Source organism: Pseudomonas sp. D4-21 (genome assembly GCF_051132125.1).
Classification (GTDB): domain Bacteria; phylum Pseudomonadota; class Gammaproteobacteria; order Pseudomonadales; family Pseudomonadaceae; genus Aquipseudomonas.
In genome coordinates this window covers 4,049,928-4,066,099 of record NZ_CP071664.1, presented here as the reverse complement: position 1 = coordinate 4,066,099, position 16,172 = coordinate 4,049,928, and the positions used below count along the sequence as shown (strand labels likewise).

The 16,172-nt window shown below is 62.1% G+C and carries 13 protein-coding genes; 5 read left to right on the top strand and 8 right to left on the bottom strand.

Annotated elements, in window-relative coordinates; translation table 11 throughout:
* Window positions 1-283 precede the first annotated feature (283 nt).
* Complete coding sequence (locus tag J3Q04_RS18050) at window positions 284-1,738, top strand: NCS1 family nucleobase:cation symporter-1 (protein ID WP_434562925.1); 1,455 nt, start codon at window positions 284-286, stop codon at window positions 1,736-1,738.
* Here the strand turns inward: J3Q04_RS18050 and J3Q04_RS18045 are convergent, their stop codons facing one another.
* Complete coding sequence (locus J3Q04_RS18045; protein ID WP_434562927.1) at window positions 1,739-2,911, bottom strand: MFS transporter; 1,173 nt, start codon at window positions 2,909-2,911, stop codon at window positions 1,739-1,741. It abuts the gene before it with no gap.
* Window positions 2,912-3,014: 103 nt separating this feature from the next.
* On the opposite strand from J3Q04_RS18045, the gene ptrR reads away from it, so the two are divergent.
* Window positions 3,015-3,908 carry a putrescine utilization regulator PtrR gene (ptrR, locus tag J3Q04_RS18040; protein ID WP_434562929.1) on the top strand — a complete coding sequence of 298 codons (894 nt, stop codon included), beginning with the start codon at window positions 3,015-3,017 and terminating at the stop codon, window positions 3,906-3,908.
* A 138-nt stretch (window positions 3,909-4,046) separates the two neighbouring features.
* Window positions 4,047-4,175, top strand: coding sequence for a PA1414 family protein (locus J3Q04_RS18035; protein WP_256222727.1), 129 nt, complete (start codon window positions 4,047-4,049; stop codon window positions 4,173-4,175).
* Between the two features lie 208 nt (window positions 4,176-4,383).
* On the opposite strand, the gene J3Q04_RS18030 is transcribed toward J3Q04_RS18035, so the two are convergent.
* The 4 genes from J3Q04_RS18030 to speB form a co-directional block, all read right to left on the bottom strand.
* Entirely contained in the window at window positions 4,384-5,772 is a 1,389-nt protein-coding gene (locus tag J3Q04_RS18030; protein WP_434610202.1) for a sodium:solute symporter, read from the bottom strand.
* 187 nt (window positions 5,773-5,959) lie between these two features.
* Window positions 5,960-7,462: a purine-cytosine permease family protein gene (locus J3Q04_RS18025; protein WP_434610204.1), complete on the bottom strand. Its 1,503-nt coding sequence runs from the start codon at window positions 7,460-7,462 to the stop codon at window positions 5,960-5,962.
* 54 nt (window positions 7,463-7,516) lie between these two features.
* Entirely contained in the window at window positions 7,517-7,924 is a 408-nt protein-coding gene (locus tag J3Q04_RS18020) for a YybH family protein (RefSeq protein WP_434610206.1), read from the bottom strand.
* Window positions 7,925-7,933: 9 nt separating this feature from the next.
* The gene (speB, locus tag J3Q04_RS18015; RefSeq protein WP_420767428.1) at window positions 7,934-8,884 is read right to left on the bottom strand and encodes an agmatinase; all 951 of its coding nucleotides are present in this window, start codon (window positions 8,882-8,884) and stop codon (window positions 7,934-7,936) included.
* A gap of 336 nt (window positions 8,885-9,220) precedes the next feature.
* Here speB and J3Q04_RS18010 point away from each other — a divergent pair, with 336 nt between their 5' ends.
* Together J3Q04_RS18010 and J3Q04_RS18005 are read left to right on the top strand one after the other, a co-directional pair.
* Entirely contained in the window at window positions 9,221-10,114 is an 894-nt protein-coding gene (locus J3Q04_RS18010; RefSeq protein WP_434610208.1) for a LysR family transcriptional regulator, read from the top strand.
* Between the two features lie 2 nt (window positions 10,115-10,116).
* Window positions 10,117-10,713 carry a tRNA-uridine aminocarboxypropyltransferase gene (locus tag J3Q04_RS18005; protein WP_434562937.1) on the top strand — a complete coding sequence of 199 codons (597 nt, stop codon included), beginning with the start codon at window positions 10,117-10,119 and terminating at the stop codon, window positions 10,711-10,713.
* Between the two features lie 173 nt (window positions 10,714-10,886).
* Here J3Q04_RS18005 and J3Q04_RS18000 read toward each other — a convergent pair whose 3' ends face one another.
* From J3Q04_RS18000 to J3Q04_RS17990, 3 genes are all read right to left on the bottom strand, one after another.
* Window positions 10,887-12,251 (bottom strand): HlyD family type I secretion periplasmic adaptor subunit, encoded by a 1,365-nt coding sequence (locus J3Q04_RS18000; protein WP_420767425.1) that lies wholly within the window; start codon window positions 12,249-12,251, stop codon window positions 10,887-10,889.
* A gap of 222 nt (window positions 12,252-12,473) precedes the next feature.
* On the bottom strand, window positions 12,474-14,633 hold the full coding sequence (locus tag J3Q04_RS17995) for a type I secretion system permease/ATPase (RefSeq protein WP_434610212.1): 2,160 nt from the start codon (window positions 14,631-14,633) through the stop codon (window positions 12,474-12,476).
* Window positions 14,634-14,652: 19 nt separating this feature from the next.
* Window positions 14,653-16,011, bottom strand: coding sequence for a TolC family outer membrane protein (locus J3Q04_RS17990; RefSeq protein WP_420767423.1), 1,359 nt, complete (start codon window positions 16,009-16,011; stop codon window positions 14,653-14,655).
* Between the last annotated feature and the right edge of the window lie 161 nt (window positions 16,012-16,172).

The window sequence follows — 16,172 nt, the reverse complement described above, 5'->3', positions numbered from 1 at the left end:
TTTGGGGCTGCTCCGCAGCCCAGCGGGGATAAATCCCCTCGCCACAAATCTTCGCTGTATACAAAAATCCTTGCACCTTAACCATGCACCCGCGCCCCGTTCGTGGGCGTTCTGTTGTGTTCGTTCGGTTTTTACCTGCGCTGAAAAGCGCGGTTTGTCTCGTATCCACCATCCATGGCACGCATTCTGCGTAGGAACCCGTATACAAACCACGCCGGCTCCCGTGCGCAGTGTGGTGGACAATCAAACGCGGGAGCACGGCGGCCACCCAAGGAGCCCCGCAATGTCCGAGCAATTGCCCAACGGCTACAGCCCCCGCCTCTATAACGAAGACCTGGGCCCGCTGCCGCAGAAATGGAATTGGTACAACATCTTCGCGTTCTGGATGAGTGATGTGCACAGCGTCGGCGGTTATGTGTTTGCTGCCAGCCTGTTCGCCTTGGGCCTGGCGAGTTGGCAGGTGCTGATTGCCTTGCTCGGCGGGATTTGTATCGTGCAGTTGATCGCCAACCTGGTCGCCAAGCCGAGCCAGCAAGCGGCGGTGCCTTATCCGGTCATTTGCAGGCTGGCGTTCGGCGTGTTCGGGGCGAACATCCCGGCGGTCATTCGTGGGCTGATCGCCGTGGCTTGGTATGGGATCCAGACGTACCTGGCGTCCAGCGCTCTGATCATCGTGGTCCTGCGGTTCTTTCCTTCGATGGAAGTCTACGCGACGCCACATTTTGCAGGTTTGTCCTACCTCGGCTGGTTCGGTTTCCTTGGGCTGTGGTTTGTCCAGGCGCTGGTGTTCTGGACGGGCATGGAGTCGATCCGTCGCTTCATCGACTGGGCCGGGCCGGTGGTGTATGCCGTGATGTTCCTGCTGGCCGGCTGGATCGTCTGGAAGGCCGGCTGGAGCAACATCAGTTTTACCTTGGCGGAAAAATCGCTGTCCGGCTGGCAGGCATTCGGCCAAGTGATCGTGGCAACGGCCCTGGTTGTGTCGTACTTTTCCGGCCCTACCTTGAATTTCGGTGATTTCAGCCGGTACTGCCGGAGCATGTCCGACGTACGTCGCGGCAATTTCTGGGGGCTACCGGTGAATTTCCTGGCCTTTTCCCTGGTGACCGTGGTGATCGTTTCCGGGACGTTGCCAGTGTTCGGCGAGATGCTCCACGACCCGATCGCCACCGTGGCACGCATCGACAACGACGTGGCCGTCTTGCTGGGAGCCTTTGCGTTCGTCACCGCAACCATTGGCATCAACATCGTCGCCAACTTCGTGTCCCCGGCTTTTGATTTCGCCAACGTCGCGCCGAGCAAGATCAGCTGGCGCGCCGGCGGCATGATCGCGGCAGTGGCCTCGATTTTCATCACGCCTTGGAACCTGTTCAATAACCCTGAAGTGATCCACTACACCCTGGACGTGCTAGCGGCGTTTATTGGCCCGCTTTTCGGGATCCTGCTGGTGGATTACTACCTGATCAAGAAGCAGCAGATCGACGTTGATTCGCTATTCAATGATGGCCCGACCGGGCGCTATTACTACAGCGGGGGCATTAACTGGACAGCAGTCAAAGCGTTGATCCCGGCGACGCTGATGGGCGTGGCGATCACTTTCACGCCGCTCCTCCAGCCAATGGCCAACTTTGCCTGGTTCACCGGTTGCTTCCTTGGAGGCGTGTTGTATTTCGCCTTGGCCCGACGCCAACCCTTCCTACACCTGAACCCGTCGTTAAACCCGGTCGGCCCGGCTTGATCAGCGCAGGGCGGTCTGGGCGCAAGGTTTCACCGCGCTCGCATTGGTGGGCCGCAGCAACAGGCCGCCCGCCAGCACCAGGCCGCTGCCGGCAACGATCAATGCCGGTTGCAAGCCGCCGCTGAAGTGACTGCTCAGTGCCGCCAACAGGGGGCCGCTGAGTTGGCCGACGGCGAAGCATGCGGTCAACAAACCGATGTTGCGCTGGGTGGCATGGGGCGCCAGTTCCCGGGCGCGCATCACCATCAATTGCATGCAGGCCAGAAACGGGGCGCCACACAGGATCACGCCCAGCGCCAGGCCTGTGCCACTGCCCAGCATGCAGGCAAACACGCCCGCGGCTTGCAGCCATAAAGTGGCCATCAACCACCGGGCAGTGGTGTCCGGGTTCGGCCGCCGCAGACTCACCAACAGCACGCCCGTGGCGGCCGCCAGGCCGAAACAAGGCCAGAACAGATCCGCCTGCCATTGCCCGTGGAACTGCGCCGAAGCCATCTGCGACAGGAACGTCGCCGGTATGATGTAGCCCACGCCATACAAGGCGTAGACCACGCAAAGCCGGGCGATGCCGCGATTGCTGGATGCAACGACGGATGCTGCTGGGGCGGCTGCCGACGTGGGTTTCGGCAGGGCCGGCAGGATCACCAGCAACATCAACAGTGCCGCGCCGGCATATACCAGCCACAACACGTCGGAGGTCTGGCCCAGCAGGTTCGAGCCAAGGGCCAACAAGCCTGTGAGAAAAATCCCCAGCCCCGGTCCGGCGAATACCAGTGCACCAAGGCGTGGCCGTCCTGCCGCCGCAGCCAAGGGTTGGCTGAGGGCGGTGATCATCACCATCACCCAAGCGCTCGCCACGCCTGTGCCGAAGCGCAGCGCCAAGTGCGGCCAGAAGCCCCAGGCCCAGAACGACGCCAGCGTCAGCAGCACGCACAACCACAGGCCGCCCAATAAACGCCGCTGTACCTGTTCGGCGCGACGAGCAAACATGGCGTCCAGCGCCCCGAGGAAATAACCCAGGTAGTTGGCGGCGGCGATCAGACCGGCGGCGGTCAAGTCCACCTGGCCTTCGCCGATCAAATGAGGTAACTGCGGTGTAAGGGCGAAGCGGCCGATGCCCATGGCCATCATCAGGGCTATGAAACTGGCGAGCAGGCGAATCAAGGGCGACATGGTCGTACTCCAGCGCTGAGGCGAATGACCGTCAGGCTAGGACTGATTGACTTTCATTAAAAATGAATAATAGTGAGTAACTTGTTCTTTTTTGGAGAAGGTCATGGAGTTCAGCCAACTTAGGATTTTCCAGGCCGTGGCCGAGGAAGGTTCGATCACCCGGGCTGCCGAGCGCTTGCATCGGGTGCCGTCGAACTTGTCGACGCGGCTCAAACAGCTCGAAGAGCAGTTGGGCGTGGATCTTTTCCTAAGAGAGCGTCAGCGTTTGCAATTGTCGCCTGCGGGAAAAGTCCTGTTGGACTATGCGACCAAGCTGTTTGCCCTGCATGACGAAGCCCACGCGGCGGTGCAGGGCGGTCAGCCGGCCGGGGATTTCCTGCTCGGCACCATGTACAGCACGGCAGCGACGCATTTGCCTGATCTGCTGGCGGCTTATCACCGGGCCTACCCGGCGGTGAACCTGCAAGTGCAATCGGGGCCAAGTGGCGAATTACTTGAAGGCCTGCTCACCAATCGCCTCGACGCGGCGCTGGTGGACGGCCCGCTGGAACTGGCGGGGCTCGATGGCGTGCCGTTGTGCGACGAGCGGCTGGTGCTGATCACCGAGGCTGACCACGCACCGGTACGCAGTGCGCTGGACGTGCAAGGCCGCGCAGTGTTCACCTTTCGCCGGGGCTGTTCGTACCGGATGCGCCTGGAGGCCTGGTTTGCCCATGATCATGCAACCATGGGTCGGGCGATGGAGATCGAGTCCTATCAGGGGATGCTGGCGTGTGTCATCGCCGGGTCCGGGGTGGCGCTGATGTCCGAGTCGATGCTCGCCAGCCTGCCGGGGCGCGAGCGTGTGATGGTCCATCCACTGGCTGAGCCATTTGCGAGTGCGACAACGTGGTTGATGTGGCGTAAAGGCATGGTCGGAGCCAACCTGAACGCCTGGATTGAGATGCAACAACAAGCGTGGCCGCGGGCGCCAATGATGACGGCGCAATCGGCTTGAACTCACAGCCTGGGATTCGGATCAATTCAGTAACAGATCATTGCAATCTGTAACGAGCATTGCGTAGGACTTCGGACTATTATCAGTGCGAAGGGGCCACAGAAATCTGCCGCTCGCACCACCTGAGGGGGCACCACGATGAAAGAGAAAATCCAGAACTGGCTTCACGACTTGGGTGTCGCGCTCGGCCTGATCGAGCCGCCCATGCAGCCGATACCGATCCGCACTGACGATGAGCAACGCCGCCGCCAGCCGCGCCGCCGGTAAACACCGCCGAATTTGGAGAGATCGCAGCTGCGGACCATTTCAGTCGAGATGGCCCGCAGCTGCGATCTTTTTATTTCTGAAAGACAGAACCTGGGGGAGGGAGCTTGCTCGCGATAGCGGTGACCGGCATGCATCCATGTTGAATGTACCGCCGTCATCGCGAGCAAGCTCGCTCCCACAGGAATCTCTTCTTGCCGAGAGTTGACGATCAAGCCGCCTTTGGCACCACATTCGACCGTGGCGAAAGCAGGCTGACCACCACGAAACTCACCAATGCCACGCTCAGGCTGTAATAGATCGGCGTATTCGCGTCCAGGCCATCCTTGACCATGAAGAACAGCGCGGTCACGAAGCCCAGCGACATGCTGGTAATCGCGCCGGCCGTGGTAGCGCGTTTCCAGTAAATGGCGCCGATCAGCGGGACCAGCATGCCGCCCACCAGCAGGTTGTAGGCCAGGGTCAGGGCGCTGATCACGTCGCTCACCACCAGGGCGATCGCCAGGACCACGGCGCCCAGTAGCAGGGTTGCGATGCGGTTTTCATGGACGTCGCCGTTGCCGCTTTCACGACCCTGGCGCAGACGCGGCAGCAGGTCCTGGACCACGGTGGTGGAGGCTGCCAACAGACCCGCCGCCGCAGTGGACATCAGCGCCGCGAGGGCTGCGGCGATTACCAGACCGCGTATCCCGTTGGGCAAGCTGTGTTGCACCACGCTGGCAAAGGCGTTGTTGACGTTTTCCAGGTCCGGCAACAGCACCTTGGCGGCCATGCCGATCAGCGCACCGGCCAGGCCGTACAGCACGCAGTACAGGCCGGCGGCGGTGCCGGCGACTTTTGCCACGCCTTCGCTGCGGGCGGTGAACACCCGTTGCCAGATGTCCTGGCCGATGAAGATGCCAAAGAAGTAGATCAGGAAGTACGTGATGATGGTGTCCCAGCCAATGGCCGTGAAATCGAAATAGCGCGCCGGCAAGGCCACCACCATCGCGTCCCAGCCACCCGCGTCACTGATGGACAGGGGCATCAGCAAGAACACCAGGCCGATGGTCATGATTAGGAATTGCACGATGTCGGTCAGGGTCAGCGACCACATCCCGCCAATGGTTGAATACAGCACCACCACGCCGCCGCCCACCAGGATCGAAACCCAGAAGGGCAGGCCGAACAGCACCTGCATGACCGTGCCGATGGCGATGGTCGAGGTGGCGCCGATCATCAGCGCGTAGACCAGCATGATCAATGCGCTGGCATGGCGTGCGGCCGGGTTGTAACGGCGCTCTAGCACTTGGGTCACGGTATAGATCTTGAGCTTGAGCAACGGCTTGGCGAGAAACAGGCTCAGCCCGACGATGCCCAGGCCGATGGCGCCGCACAGCCAGAATCCGGAAATGCCATGGACATAGCCCAGGCGCACGGTGCCGATGGTCGATGCGCCGCCGAGCACGGTGGCGGCCATGGTGCCCAGGTAGAAGCCCGGGCCGAGGTTGCGTCCGGCGACGAGGTAGTCGTCACGGGTCTTGGCGCGGCGCATGCCGTACCAGCCGAGGGCGATCATGCCGGTGGCGTAGATGAGAACGACGATTAAATCCAAGGCCATGATGGCGTGTCTCCGATTTTATTTTTTATGTACGGGATGAAGTGCTGCCGTCCCTGGCGAACGAGCGTTGGTGGCGAGGGAGCTTGCTCCCGCTCGACGGCGCAGCCGTCGTCGCTTTTCAGTTCAGAAAACCGGGGCTGCTGCGCAGCCCAGCGGGAGCAAGCTCCCTCGCCACGGAATTTGTCAGTCAGGCGGCCTGCCGGAGCGCTGGTTTCGTGAGCGGCGCTATGCTCCGCGGATCCTGCGGCCCATACACCGCCGCCGGTTCCGGAAACAGCCCCAGCAATGCCAGGTACACCACCGAGGCCAGCCCCAGGGTCACCGGCAGGCTGATGTCGATCCCACCGGCCAACTCACCCAGCGGCCCGACGAACTGTCCCGGCAAGTTGACGAAGCACAGCCCGACCAATGCGCTGGGAATCCACGCTCCCAGACCGCGCCAGTTCCAGCCGTGGCTGAACCAGTAGCGTCCGCCGGTCTCGCCTCGGGTGAACACTTGCAGGTCATCCGGGCAGTAGAAGCCGCGGCGCACCAGCAGCCCGATGATCATGATCACCATCCACGGCGTGGTGCAGGTGATGATCAGCACGGCGAAGGTCGAGACGCTCTGCACAAGGTTTGCCGCGAAGCGGCCGATGAAGATGAAGGCAATCGACATGACGCCGATCAGCAGCGTCGCCTTGACCCGCGACAGCACCCGTGGGAATACGCTGGACATGTCCAATCCCGTGCCATACAGCGATGTGGTGCCGGTGGACATGCCACCGATCACCGCTATCAGGCACACCGGCAGGAAGAACCATCCCGGCGAAACCGCCAGCAGCCCGCCCACGTAGTTGTTTGCCGCGATGTAGTCCGGCGCCTTGGTCGCCACGATGGTGGCGGTGGCGAGGCCGAACAGGAACGGGATCAGCGTTGCCAACTGAGCGGCAATCACCGCCAGCATGATGTGTCGCTTGGGGGTATTTCGCGGAATGTAGCGCGACCAGTCACCCAGGAAGGCGCCGAAAGAAATCGGGTTGCTCATGGCCACCAGTGCCGCGCCGATGAAGGCGGCATAGAAGCCTGTTTGGCCGAGGGCGACCGTGCCGGCGAACTGGCTGTCGAAACTCGGCGCGAAGGCGAAGATGCCCAGCAGGAACAACAGGCTCGCGGCCCACACGGCGATGCGATTGACCCACAGCATGAAGCGGAAGCCGTAGATGCACACCGTCAGCACCAGCAGGGCGAACAGGCCGTAGGCCAGGCCCAGACTCAAGTCGGTTTCCGGCACACCGACCAGCCGCTTGGCGCCGCCGATCAGCGCGTCCCCCGAACTCCATACCGACAGGGAGAAGAACGCGATAGCGGTCAGCAGCGACAGGAACGAGCCGACGATCCGGCCGTGAACACCGAAATGCGCGCCGGACGAAACCGCGTTGTTGGTGCCGTTGAGCGGGCCGAACAGGCCCATCGGCGCGAGGATGATCGAACCGACCAAAACCCCCAGCACGATCGCCCAGACCCCGGCCTGGAACGAAAGGCCGAACAACACCGGGAAACTGCCGAGCACGGCGGTGGCAAAGGTATTGGCGCCGCCGAAGATCAGTCGAAACAGATCACCCGGGCCGGCGGTTCGTTCATGGTCCGGGATCTGCTCGACCCCGTTGGTTTCAATCTGCGTAAGGCTTTTATCGTTATTGTTATCCATGATCTGCTCCGATCATCAAGGCGCGTTCATCGTGCGTGAACGTCGCCTGCTTGGCTAAGGGGGTGGCAGCCCTTCCGGCATTGCGGACAAATGTTCATGACAGGCCAGCCATAGGCCTTGTTGTTCTTGGCGAAACACGATGGTTTCGCGCTCCTGGCTAAAGTGAAGCTCCCCTTGCATGCGCAGCTCGGTGGCCACGTCATGGATGAAAATCGCCACGTTCCCTTGCAGGCTGACGAAGGCGTTGCTCGAGGTGCAGCTCAGCACCTCGAAACCATCCTCGGACCGCCAGCGATCCCACAACGCCTGGTAGGCATCGCGCGACAGCAGCGGCTGTTCGAGGGTGTGGAACACGAAGCTCGCATCGGTGCTGAACGCACCGAAGTAAGCCTCGCGATCGTTGCGGGCGAAGGCCGACACCAGATCGGCGGCGGCTTCGAAGACTTGATCTCGATCGTTCATGGCCGCGCCTCAGCGATGAACCACGCCGGGCAGTACGCAGAGCATCTCGTACAGCAGGTTCGCGCCCAGCAGCGAGGTGTTGCCGGTGGTGTCGTACGGCGGCGAAACTTCTACCAGATCGCAACCGACCAGGTCGAGGCCCTGGCAGCCGCGGACGATTTCGATTGCCTGGATGGTGGTCAGGCCGCCGATTTCCGGGGTGCCGGTGCCTGGCGCCCAGGCCGGGTCGATGCCGTCGATGTCGAAGCTCAGGTACACCGGTCCGCCACCGACTTTCTCGCGCACTTCGGCCATCAGCGGTGCCAGGGATTTATGCCAGCACTCTTCGGCCTGGACCACGCGGAAACCCTGGTTGCGGCTCCAATTGAAATCCTCAGCGGTATAGCCCTGGGCCCGCAGGCCGATCTGCACCACGCGGTCGCAATCGAGCAGGCCTTCTTCCACGGCGCGGCGGAAGGTGGTGCCGTGGGCGATTTTCTCGCCGAACATGTGGTCGTTCACGTCGGCGTGGGCGTCGATGTGCACGAGGCCGACCTTGCCGTGTTTTTTGTGGATCGCCCGCAAAATCGGCAGGGTAATGGTGTGGTCACCGCCCAGGGTCAGGGGGATGACGTTGTGTTCGAGGATCTTGTGGTACGACTCCTCAATGATTCGCACGGCATCGAGCAGGTTGAAGGTATTGATCGCCACGTCGCCAATGTCCGCCACCGACAAGGAGTCGAACGGCGCGGCACCAGTGGCCATGTTGTAGGGGCGGATCATCACGGATTCGGCGCGGATTTCGCGCGGCCCGAAACGGGTGCCGGCGCGCAGGGACGTGCCGATGTCCAGCGGCACGCCGACAAAGGCAGCGTCCAGGCCGGCGGCGGTGGGCACGTGGGGAAGTCGCATCATGGTGGCGATGCCGCCGAAGCGCGGCATTTCGTTGCCGCCCAGTGGTTGGTGAAGAATCTTGTCCACGGGTAGGGCCTCATCGTTTGTTTTATTTATCAGGGGCCGATTCTGCGAAAAGCCTGTGCCGTGAAGAATCGCTGGCGGCAAATACTTAGTTCAGATTTTTCTAAACTAATGGCGGGCGGGGCGATAGACTCCGATCCGGCGCAGTTGTAGCGGACATGATGCCCCCTGTGGCGAGGGAGCTTGCTCCCGCTGGGCTGCGAAGCAGCCCCAAAACCATTCACCTCGGTGTATCAGGTAGATCGCGTGGGCAGGTTTTGCGACGGCTGCGCCATCGAGCGGGAGCAAGCTCCCTCGCCACAAGAGCGCTACTAAGCCCTGAGTAATTCGGAGACCCCCATGGCCAACGCTCTACCCGACCTGAAACTGCTGCGCATCTTCGTCAGCGTGGTCCGGCACCAGGGGTTTGCCAACGCGCAGCACGAGCTCAACCTCTCCACATCCGCCATCAGTACCTACATGAGCCAACTCGAATCGGCCCTGGGCCTGGTGCTCTGTCATCGCGGGCGGGGTGGGTTCAGCCTGACCAGCAAGGGCGAGTTGTTCCATCAGGAAACCTTGCGCCTGCTCGGCGAACTCGAAGGCTTCGAGCAATATGCTGCGGCCCTCAAGGGCGAGTTGCGCGGCACCCTGAACCTGGGGGTGATCGATTCCACGGTGAGCGACAAAGCCTTGCCGTTCGCCGAAGCCATCGGCGCGTACAGTCAGGAACACCCGGCGGTGCATCTGCACCTGTCGGTCCTGAGCCCTTACGAATTGCAACTCGGCGTCCAGGACAACCGCCTGGACCTGGCCATCGGCGCGTTTTCCACGCGCATGAGTGGGCTGGTCTACATGCCGCTGTACCGCGAGCAGCACTGGCTGTATTGCAGCAGTCGCCACCCGTTGTTCGGCGAACGACGTATCCCGGAGCAACTCATCACCCAGCAGCGCATGGTCGGGCGCGGTTACTGGAGTCAGGCCGAGCTGGCCCGCCATGGCTTCAAGCACAGCGCGGCGACAGTGGAAAGCATGGAGGCACAGTTGATCCTGGTACTGTCGGGCGCCTACATCGGTTATCTGCCCGAACATTACGCTCAGGCCTGGGTCGACAAGGACGATTTACGCGTGCTGCTGCCGGCGACGTTTGGTTATCAGGCGCCGTTCTCTATGATCGTGCGCCGTGGCCGCAGCCGCGAGCCGCTGATCCAGACCTTCCGTGATCTGCTCAAAGCTCAACTGAACCAGGCCTGACCATGTCCAGAATCCACTGCCCACGTTGCCTCAGGCCGCAAAGCCATTGCCTGTGCCCTTTGATCCCCAGCCTCGACAGCCGCACCCGCGTGTTGCTGTTACAGCATCCCAGCGAGGTGAACCATGCCTTGAACACCGCACGGCTGGCGGCGTTGGGGCTCAACAATGCCGAATTGATCGTGGGCGAGGTGTTCGAGGATCTGTCACGGCTGCTCGATCAACCGGGTTACCGGGCGCGGTTGTTGTTTCCCGCCGACGATGCGCAGCCGCTGCAAGCCTACACCCCCTGCGATGAACCGCTGCTGTTGGTCGTTCCTGACGGCACCTGGCGCAAGGCCCGCAAGTTACTGCACCTCAACCCGCTGCTGGCGGCACTGCCAAGGGTGACCTTGGCCGACGGCGGCGTGTCCCGCTATCGTTTGCGCAAGGCGCCAGGGCCAGGGGCGTTGTCGACGGTGGAGGCGATCGCCCAGGCGTTGCAGACGCTTGAGACACCGGTGAGTTTCGAGCCGTTGTTGCGGCCGTTCGAGGCGTTGATCGAGGGGCAGATTGCGGCGATGGGGGAGGAGACTTACCAGAAGAACCATGGAGGGGTATAGAGACCCCTGTGGCGAGGGAGCTTGCTCCCGCTCGGCCGGTCCGACGCCTCGGGCGCAGCCGTCGTAAAACCTGCCGGCGCGGTCTGCCTGACACAACGAGGTGAATGGTCTTGGGCTGCTGCGCAGCCCAGCGGGAGCAAGCTCCCTCGCCACGAGATCGGCGTAGATTCGGATTACCGCTCGCGCATCGCCTCGGTCCGCGCCTTCAACACCGGCTTGAGCAGGTAGTCCAACACACTTTTCTCCCCGGTAATGATGTCCACTGTCGCCACCATTCCCGGAATGATCAGCAATGGTTTCGCGTCCCCACCCAAGTGGTTCTTATCGGTGCGCACCTGGATCAAATAGAAACTGTTGCCCTTGTCGTCGGTGATGGTGTCGGCGCCGATCAGTTCGAGCTTGGCGCTCAGCCCACCATAGATCGTGTAGTCGTAGGCGCTGAACTTGACCATGGCTTTCTGGCCTGGGTGCAGGAAGGCGACGTCCTGTGGGCGGACCTTGGCTTCGATCAGCAGGTTGTCTTCCAAGGGCACGACTTCGATCATGTCGCTGCCCGGCTGGACCACGCCGCCGATGGTGTTGACCTTCATTTGCTTGATTACCCCATGCACCGGCGAGACTACGGTGGTGCGGGTCACGCGGTCATCGATGGCGATGCTGGAGGCGGTGATTTTCGACAGTTCCGTGCGTTTCTCGTTGAGCTCCTTGGCCGCGTCGGAGCGGAAGGTCTGTTCCGATTCGTCGATCTTGCTCTTGATCTCATTGATGGCCGACTCGGCCCGAGGGATCGCCAGGGTGGTGGCGTTGAGCGAGCCGCGGATTTCCACCGCGCTGCGCTTGAGCCGCAGAATCTCCACCGGCGACACCGCCCCGGTACGCACCAGCGGTGCCGACATGTTCATCTCTTCCTGCAGCAACGCCAGTGCCGAGCTGAATTGGCCTTGCTTGGAGCGAAACTCCGCCAGTTCCTGGGTTTTCTGCCGCAATTGTTCGGTCAAGGTCCGTTGCTCGCTGGCCAGGCGACGCTGGCGCTGCTCATGGAGCGCACGCTCGTCCTCGGCCACTTGTGGCGCCTTGCCGGTCACTTCGCTGGATAACTGCAATGGTCGTCCTTCGGCCTCCGCCGACAAGCGTTCGACCTGGGCCATCAACGCATAACGGTCGGCCTCGCTCTCGCCCTTGTTCGACAGGAACCGCGTGTCATCCAGGCGCAGCAAGGTGTCGCCCTTGTTCACCATCTGGCCTTCGCGCACGAAAATCTCGGTGACGATGCCGCCCTCCAGGTTCTGGATCACCTGGATCTTGCTCGATGGAATCGCCTTGCCTTCGCCGGTGGTGACTTCCTCCAGGACCGCCAGTTTCGCCCAGACCAGCCCAGTGACAATCAGCCCGGCCGCCAGCCAGACAGTGACCCGCGAGCGACGGGGCGAGTCCTGCAGCGTGGCACCGGCGGTTTCCGGCATGAACTCGCTTTCAGCGCTTTTGCTGAAGCTGCCGAAGTAGCTTCGGGCGGCTGAATCGGATGTTTGAGCAGACATGGGCGGTACCCGTTGGTTAAATGAAATAGAGCTGGATGCTGCTTCTTGTGGCGAGGGAGCTTGCTCCCGCTCGATGGCGCAGCCATCGCAAAACCAGTCGATGCGGTCTGTCAGATACACCGAGGTGAATGGTTCTGGGGCTGCTTCACAGCCCAGCGGGAGCAAGCTCCCTCGCCACAGTGTTAACCCTGTCCCCGGACCAAACAGATTATGTGTTGGCTTCTACACCGCAGCAGAGCCCACCCGTCCCTTGCGCAGCGCATCGATCACCGCGTCCTTCGGTCCGTCCGCCACGATCCGCCCGTTATCCAGCACCACCAACCGGTCAACCAGGCTCAACATCGAGGTACGGTGGGTGACCAGCAGCACGGTCTTGCCTTGCACATGGGTATGAAGCTTCTGGCGCAGAGTGTCTTCGCTGCTGTTGTCCATGGCGCTGGTGGGTTCGTCCAGCAGCAGGATCGGCGGATCGAGCAACAAGGCCCGGGCCAGTAGCACGGCCTGGCGTTGGCCGCCGGACAGCAGTTGCCCGCGTTCGCCCACCGGGCGGTCGAAGCCTTGGGGATGTTGACGGGCCAATTCGGTAACGCCGGTCAGTTCCGCCACTTCCAGCATGCGCCCGTCGCTGATGTAGCGCGCGCCGAGGGTGAGGTTGTCCCGCAGGCTGCCGGCCAGCAGCGGCAAGTCATGGGCGACATAGCCGATCTGCTGACGCAAGTCGGCAACGTCCAGTTGCCGCAAGTCCAGGCCGTCCAGCAGCAACTGGCCTTGCTCCGGCGCATAAAACCCCATCACCAGCCGCGCCAGGGTGCTTTTGCCCGAGCCGCTGCGGCCGATGATCCCGACCCGTTCGCCGGGCTTGAGGCTGAAGCTGACATCGGCCAGCGCCGGAGCGTCCTGGCCGTTGTAATGGAAGGTGATGCCGCTGATGTCCAGGGCACCTTGCAATTGGGTTCGGTCCAGCGGGCGCTGCTTGGCGTCGCGCTCCTGGGGCAAGGCCATCAGGGCATCGGTGCTGCGCATGGTGAGCTGCGCTTGCTGGTAGCGGGTGATCAACCCGGCGATCTGCCCGAGCGGGGCCAGCACGCGGCTGCCGAGCATGTAAGTCGCCACCAGTGCGCCGACGCTGAGGTTGCCAGCGATGATGCTGTAGACCCCGGCGACGATGGTCGCCATGCCCGCCAGTTGTTGCAGGAACAACGTGCCGTTGGTCGCCAGAGCCGAAAGATTGCGCGCATGGCTGTCGAGGCGGGTGAGGGCGCCGTGGGTGCTTTCCCACTGATGCTGGCGTTCGCTTTCGGCGCTGCAGGCCTTGAGGGTTTCCAGGCCGCCGAGGGTTTCGATCAGCAGGGCTTGGCGCTGGGCGCCCAGGGCCAGGCTTTTTTGCACGGTGTCGCGCAGGCGCGCCTGGATGATCATCGCGAATACCACGGTGATGGGAAACGCCACCACCGGAATCACCACCAGCCAACCGCCCAGCAGCCCAATCACCACCAGCATCAGCAGGGCGAAGGGTAGGTCGATCAGGCTGGTAAGGGTCACGGCGGTAAGAAACTCCCGCAGCCCTTGGAAGTCATGGATGCTTTGGGCGAATCCGCCGATGGTCACCGGCTTGGCTTTCATGGCCATGCCGGTGATGCGCTCGAACAGGGTGGCGGAAAGAATCACGTCGGTTTTCTTGCCGGCGGTGTCCAGCAGATGAGCACGCACCACCCGCAACACGAGCTCGAAACCGGTGCCGATCAACAGCCCGACGGCCAGCACCCACAACGTGGAGGTGGCCTGGTTCGGCACCACGCGGTCGTAGGTCTGCATGACGAACAGTGGCACCATCAAGCCCAGCAGATTGATCAGGAAACTGGCCAGGATTGCGTCGCTGTACAGCCAGCGGGACAGTTTCAAGGTGTCGCGAAACCACGCTTCGACCCGTGGCACCAGAGGCGCGCGCAGGTCTTCAAGCTCATGGCGCGGCCGGGCGAAGAGCGCCTGGCCGCTGTAATCGGTGGTCAGTTCCTCGCGGCTGACCCATTGTTCACCGCCATCGGCCTCGCTGGGCAGGATCAGCGCGCGACCGTCCTCGCCCCAGCGCCGCAATATCGCGCAGCGGCCCCCGGCGAGGATCAGCATCACTGGCAAATTCAGCGCCGATATATCCCCCAGCTCGCGGCGCAACAGCCGCGCCTGCAAACTGGCCCGGGCCGCTGCGCGAGGCAGCAGGTCCAGGCTCAGACGTTGGTGCGCCATAGGAAGCCCGGCGCTGAGGCTGGCGCGGCTGACGGTCGCGCCATGGAGTTTGCAGAGGATCAACAAGCCGTCCAGCAAGGGATCATCGAAGTTCAAGCGCGGGTCGGTGCCGGGAATTGCCGGTTCCATGCGGGTCATGCTGATCACTCCCACTGGATTACTTCAGTTCCGGCAGCCGTGCCTGGTTCTTGACTTCGGTCTGCGCGACCGCATCGGCCGGCAGCACGATCCGCTGTTTCTGCAGCAGCAGGCCCATGTTCGCCAACACCCGGTACATCGAATACTCCTCGGTGTAGCGCACCTCGGTGTAACGGCGGTTGGCGTTATACAGCTCGTTTTCACTGTCGAGCAGGTCAAGCAGTGTGCGTTGGCCGAGGCCGAACTGATCTTGATAAGCCGCGCGCACACGAGAAGTGGTGTCGGCGTATTCCCGGGCGGTCGGCGTCTGTTTGCGGGCGTTGAGCATTGCGTTCCAGGCCAGGCGGGTGTCTTCGTTGAGCTGGCGCAGTGCGTTGTTGCGGATGTCCATCGCCTGGTTGATCTGGTGGGCGTTGGATGCCAGCCGCGCCTTGTCGCTGCCGCCGCGGAACAGGTTGTAGTTCATCACCACGCCCAGCCGCCAGTTGTTGTCGTGGCCTTCCTCGCCACCCAGGTTGTTGTTGGCGCCCACGGCTGCTTCGGCGTCGAAGCGCGGATAGAACGGTGATTTCGCCACCTCGTATTGGCTTTCGGCGGACTGGATGTCGGCCTGGGCCGATTTCAGGTACGGGTTGTTATCCACCATGCTTTGCTGGGCTTCGCGCAGGTCCACGGGGATCTCGCCTTTGGTGGACGGTGGGGTTTCCAGCTCATCGGGCATGCGCCCGACCACGCTGTAGAAATTTGCTTCCGCGTCCGCCAGGTCGACCTGGGCGGTGTCGTAGTTGTTTTCCGCCAGGGCCCGACGTGCATTGGACTGATCGGAGTCGGCGGTACTGCCCACGCCGCGCTCGGTGCGCAGGCCGATCTGGTCATTGACGCGCAGGTGCGCTTGCAGGTTGTTCTTGGCCAAGGTCACCAGTTCGCGACGCTTGAGCACTTCCAGGTAGACCTCGATGGTCCGCAGCGCCAGATCCTGCGCGGTGCCCTGGGCGTAATAGGCCCGGGAATTGACCACGCCCTGGGTACGTTCCACTTCATTGGCGGTATTAAAACCGTCGAAGATCATCTGCCGCAGGCGCAGTTCCGACTGGGTGTAGGTCAGGATGTTGGTGTGATGGTTGCCCAGTGCCCGGGTATTGGTGTTGTCGCTGTAGCCACGGCCATAACCGGCGTTCAAATCCACCGACGGAAAGAAGCCTCCTCTGGCGACCTTGACGTCCTCGTTGGCCGACAGACGGCTGTCTACCCGTTGCGCCAGTTCCGGGTGAGTCGCGATGGTGCTCTGGATCGCCTCGGTCAGGGACATCGCCTGAACCTGAGAGGAGCAGGCCATGGCCAGTAGAACCGCGCTGCAGAGGGGGGTAAGAACGCGCATGGGGTGCTTCTCCTGAGGTCTGTTGTACTTCGTTGTCGCCAGAATATTGACGTTTAAAAGATCAAAACCGTTTCAACCTTGTAACAACACAGCTAAGAACATCCTAGGAAAAACCTAAGAAGAATTTCTCATAACAGTTATTCCAAAAAAAACTTATGAGC

What these genes read in the sequence shown, in the direction of transcription:
- J3Q04_RS18050 (WP_434562925.1), top strand. Translation starts at nt 284, where the DNA reads ATGTCCGAGCAATTGCCCAACGGCTACAGCCCCCGCCTCTATAACGAA.
- J3Q04_RS18045 (WP_434562927.1), bottom strand. Translation starts at nt 2,911, where the DNA reads ATGTCGCCCTTGATTCGCCTGCTCGCCAGTTTCATAGCCCTGATGATG.
- ptrR (WP_434562929.1), top strand. Translation starts at nt 3,015, where the DNA reads ATGGAGTTCAGCCAACTTAGGATTTTCCAGGCCGTGGCCGAGGAAGGT.
- J3Q04_RS18035 (WP_256222727.1), top strand. Translation starts at nt 4,047, where the DNA reads ATGAAAGAGAAAATCCAGAACTGGCTTCACGACTTGGGTGTCGCGCTC.
- J3Q04_RS18030 (WP_434610202.1), bottom strand. Translation starts at nt 5,772, where the DNA reads ATGGCCTTGGATTTAATCGTCGTTCTCATCTACGCCACCGGCATGATC.
- J3Q04_RS18025 (WP_434610204.1), bottom strand. Translation starts at nt 7,462, where the DNA reads ATGGATAACAATAACGATAAAAGCCTTACGCAGATTGAAACCAACGGG.
- J3Q04_RS18020 (WP_434610206.1), bottom strand. Translation starts at nt 7,924, where the DNA reads ATGAACGATCGAGATCAAGTCTTCGAAGCCGCCGCCGATCTGGTGTCG.
- J3Q04_RS18010 (WP_434610208.1), top strand. Translation starts at nt 9,221, where the DNA reads ATGGCCAACGCTCTACCCGACCTGAAACTGCTGCGCATCTTCGTCAGC.
- J3Q04_RS18005 (WP_434562937.1), top strand. Translation starts at nt 10,117, where the DNA reads ATGTCCAGAATCCACTGCCCACGTTGCCTCAGGCCGCAAAGCCATTGC.
- J3Q04_RS18000 (WP_420767425.1), bottom strand. Translation starts at nt 12,251, where the DNA reads ATGTCTGCTCAAACATCCGATTCAGCCGCCCGAAGCTACTTCGGCAGC.
- J3Q04_RS17995 (WP_434610212.1), bottom strand. Translation starts at nt 14,633, where the DNA reads ATGACCCGCATGGAACCGGCAATTCCCGGCACCGACCCGCGCTTGAAC.
- J3Q04_RS17990 (WP_420767423.1), bottom strand. Translation starts at nt 16,011, where the DNA reads ATGCGCGTTCTTACCCCCCTCTGCAGCGCGGTTCTACTGGCCATGGCC.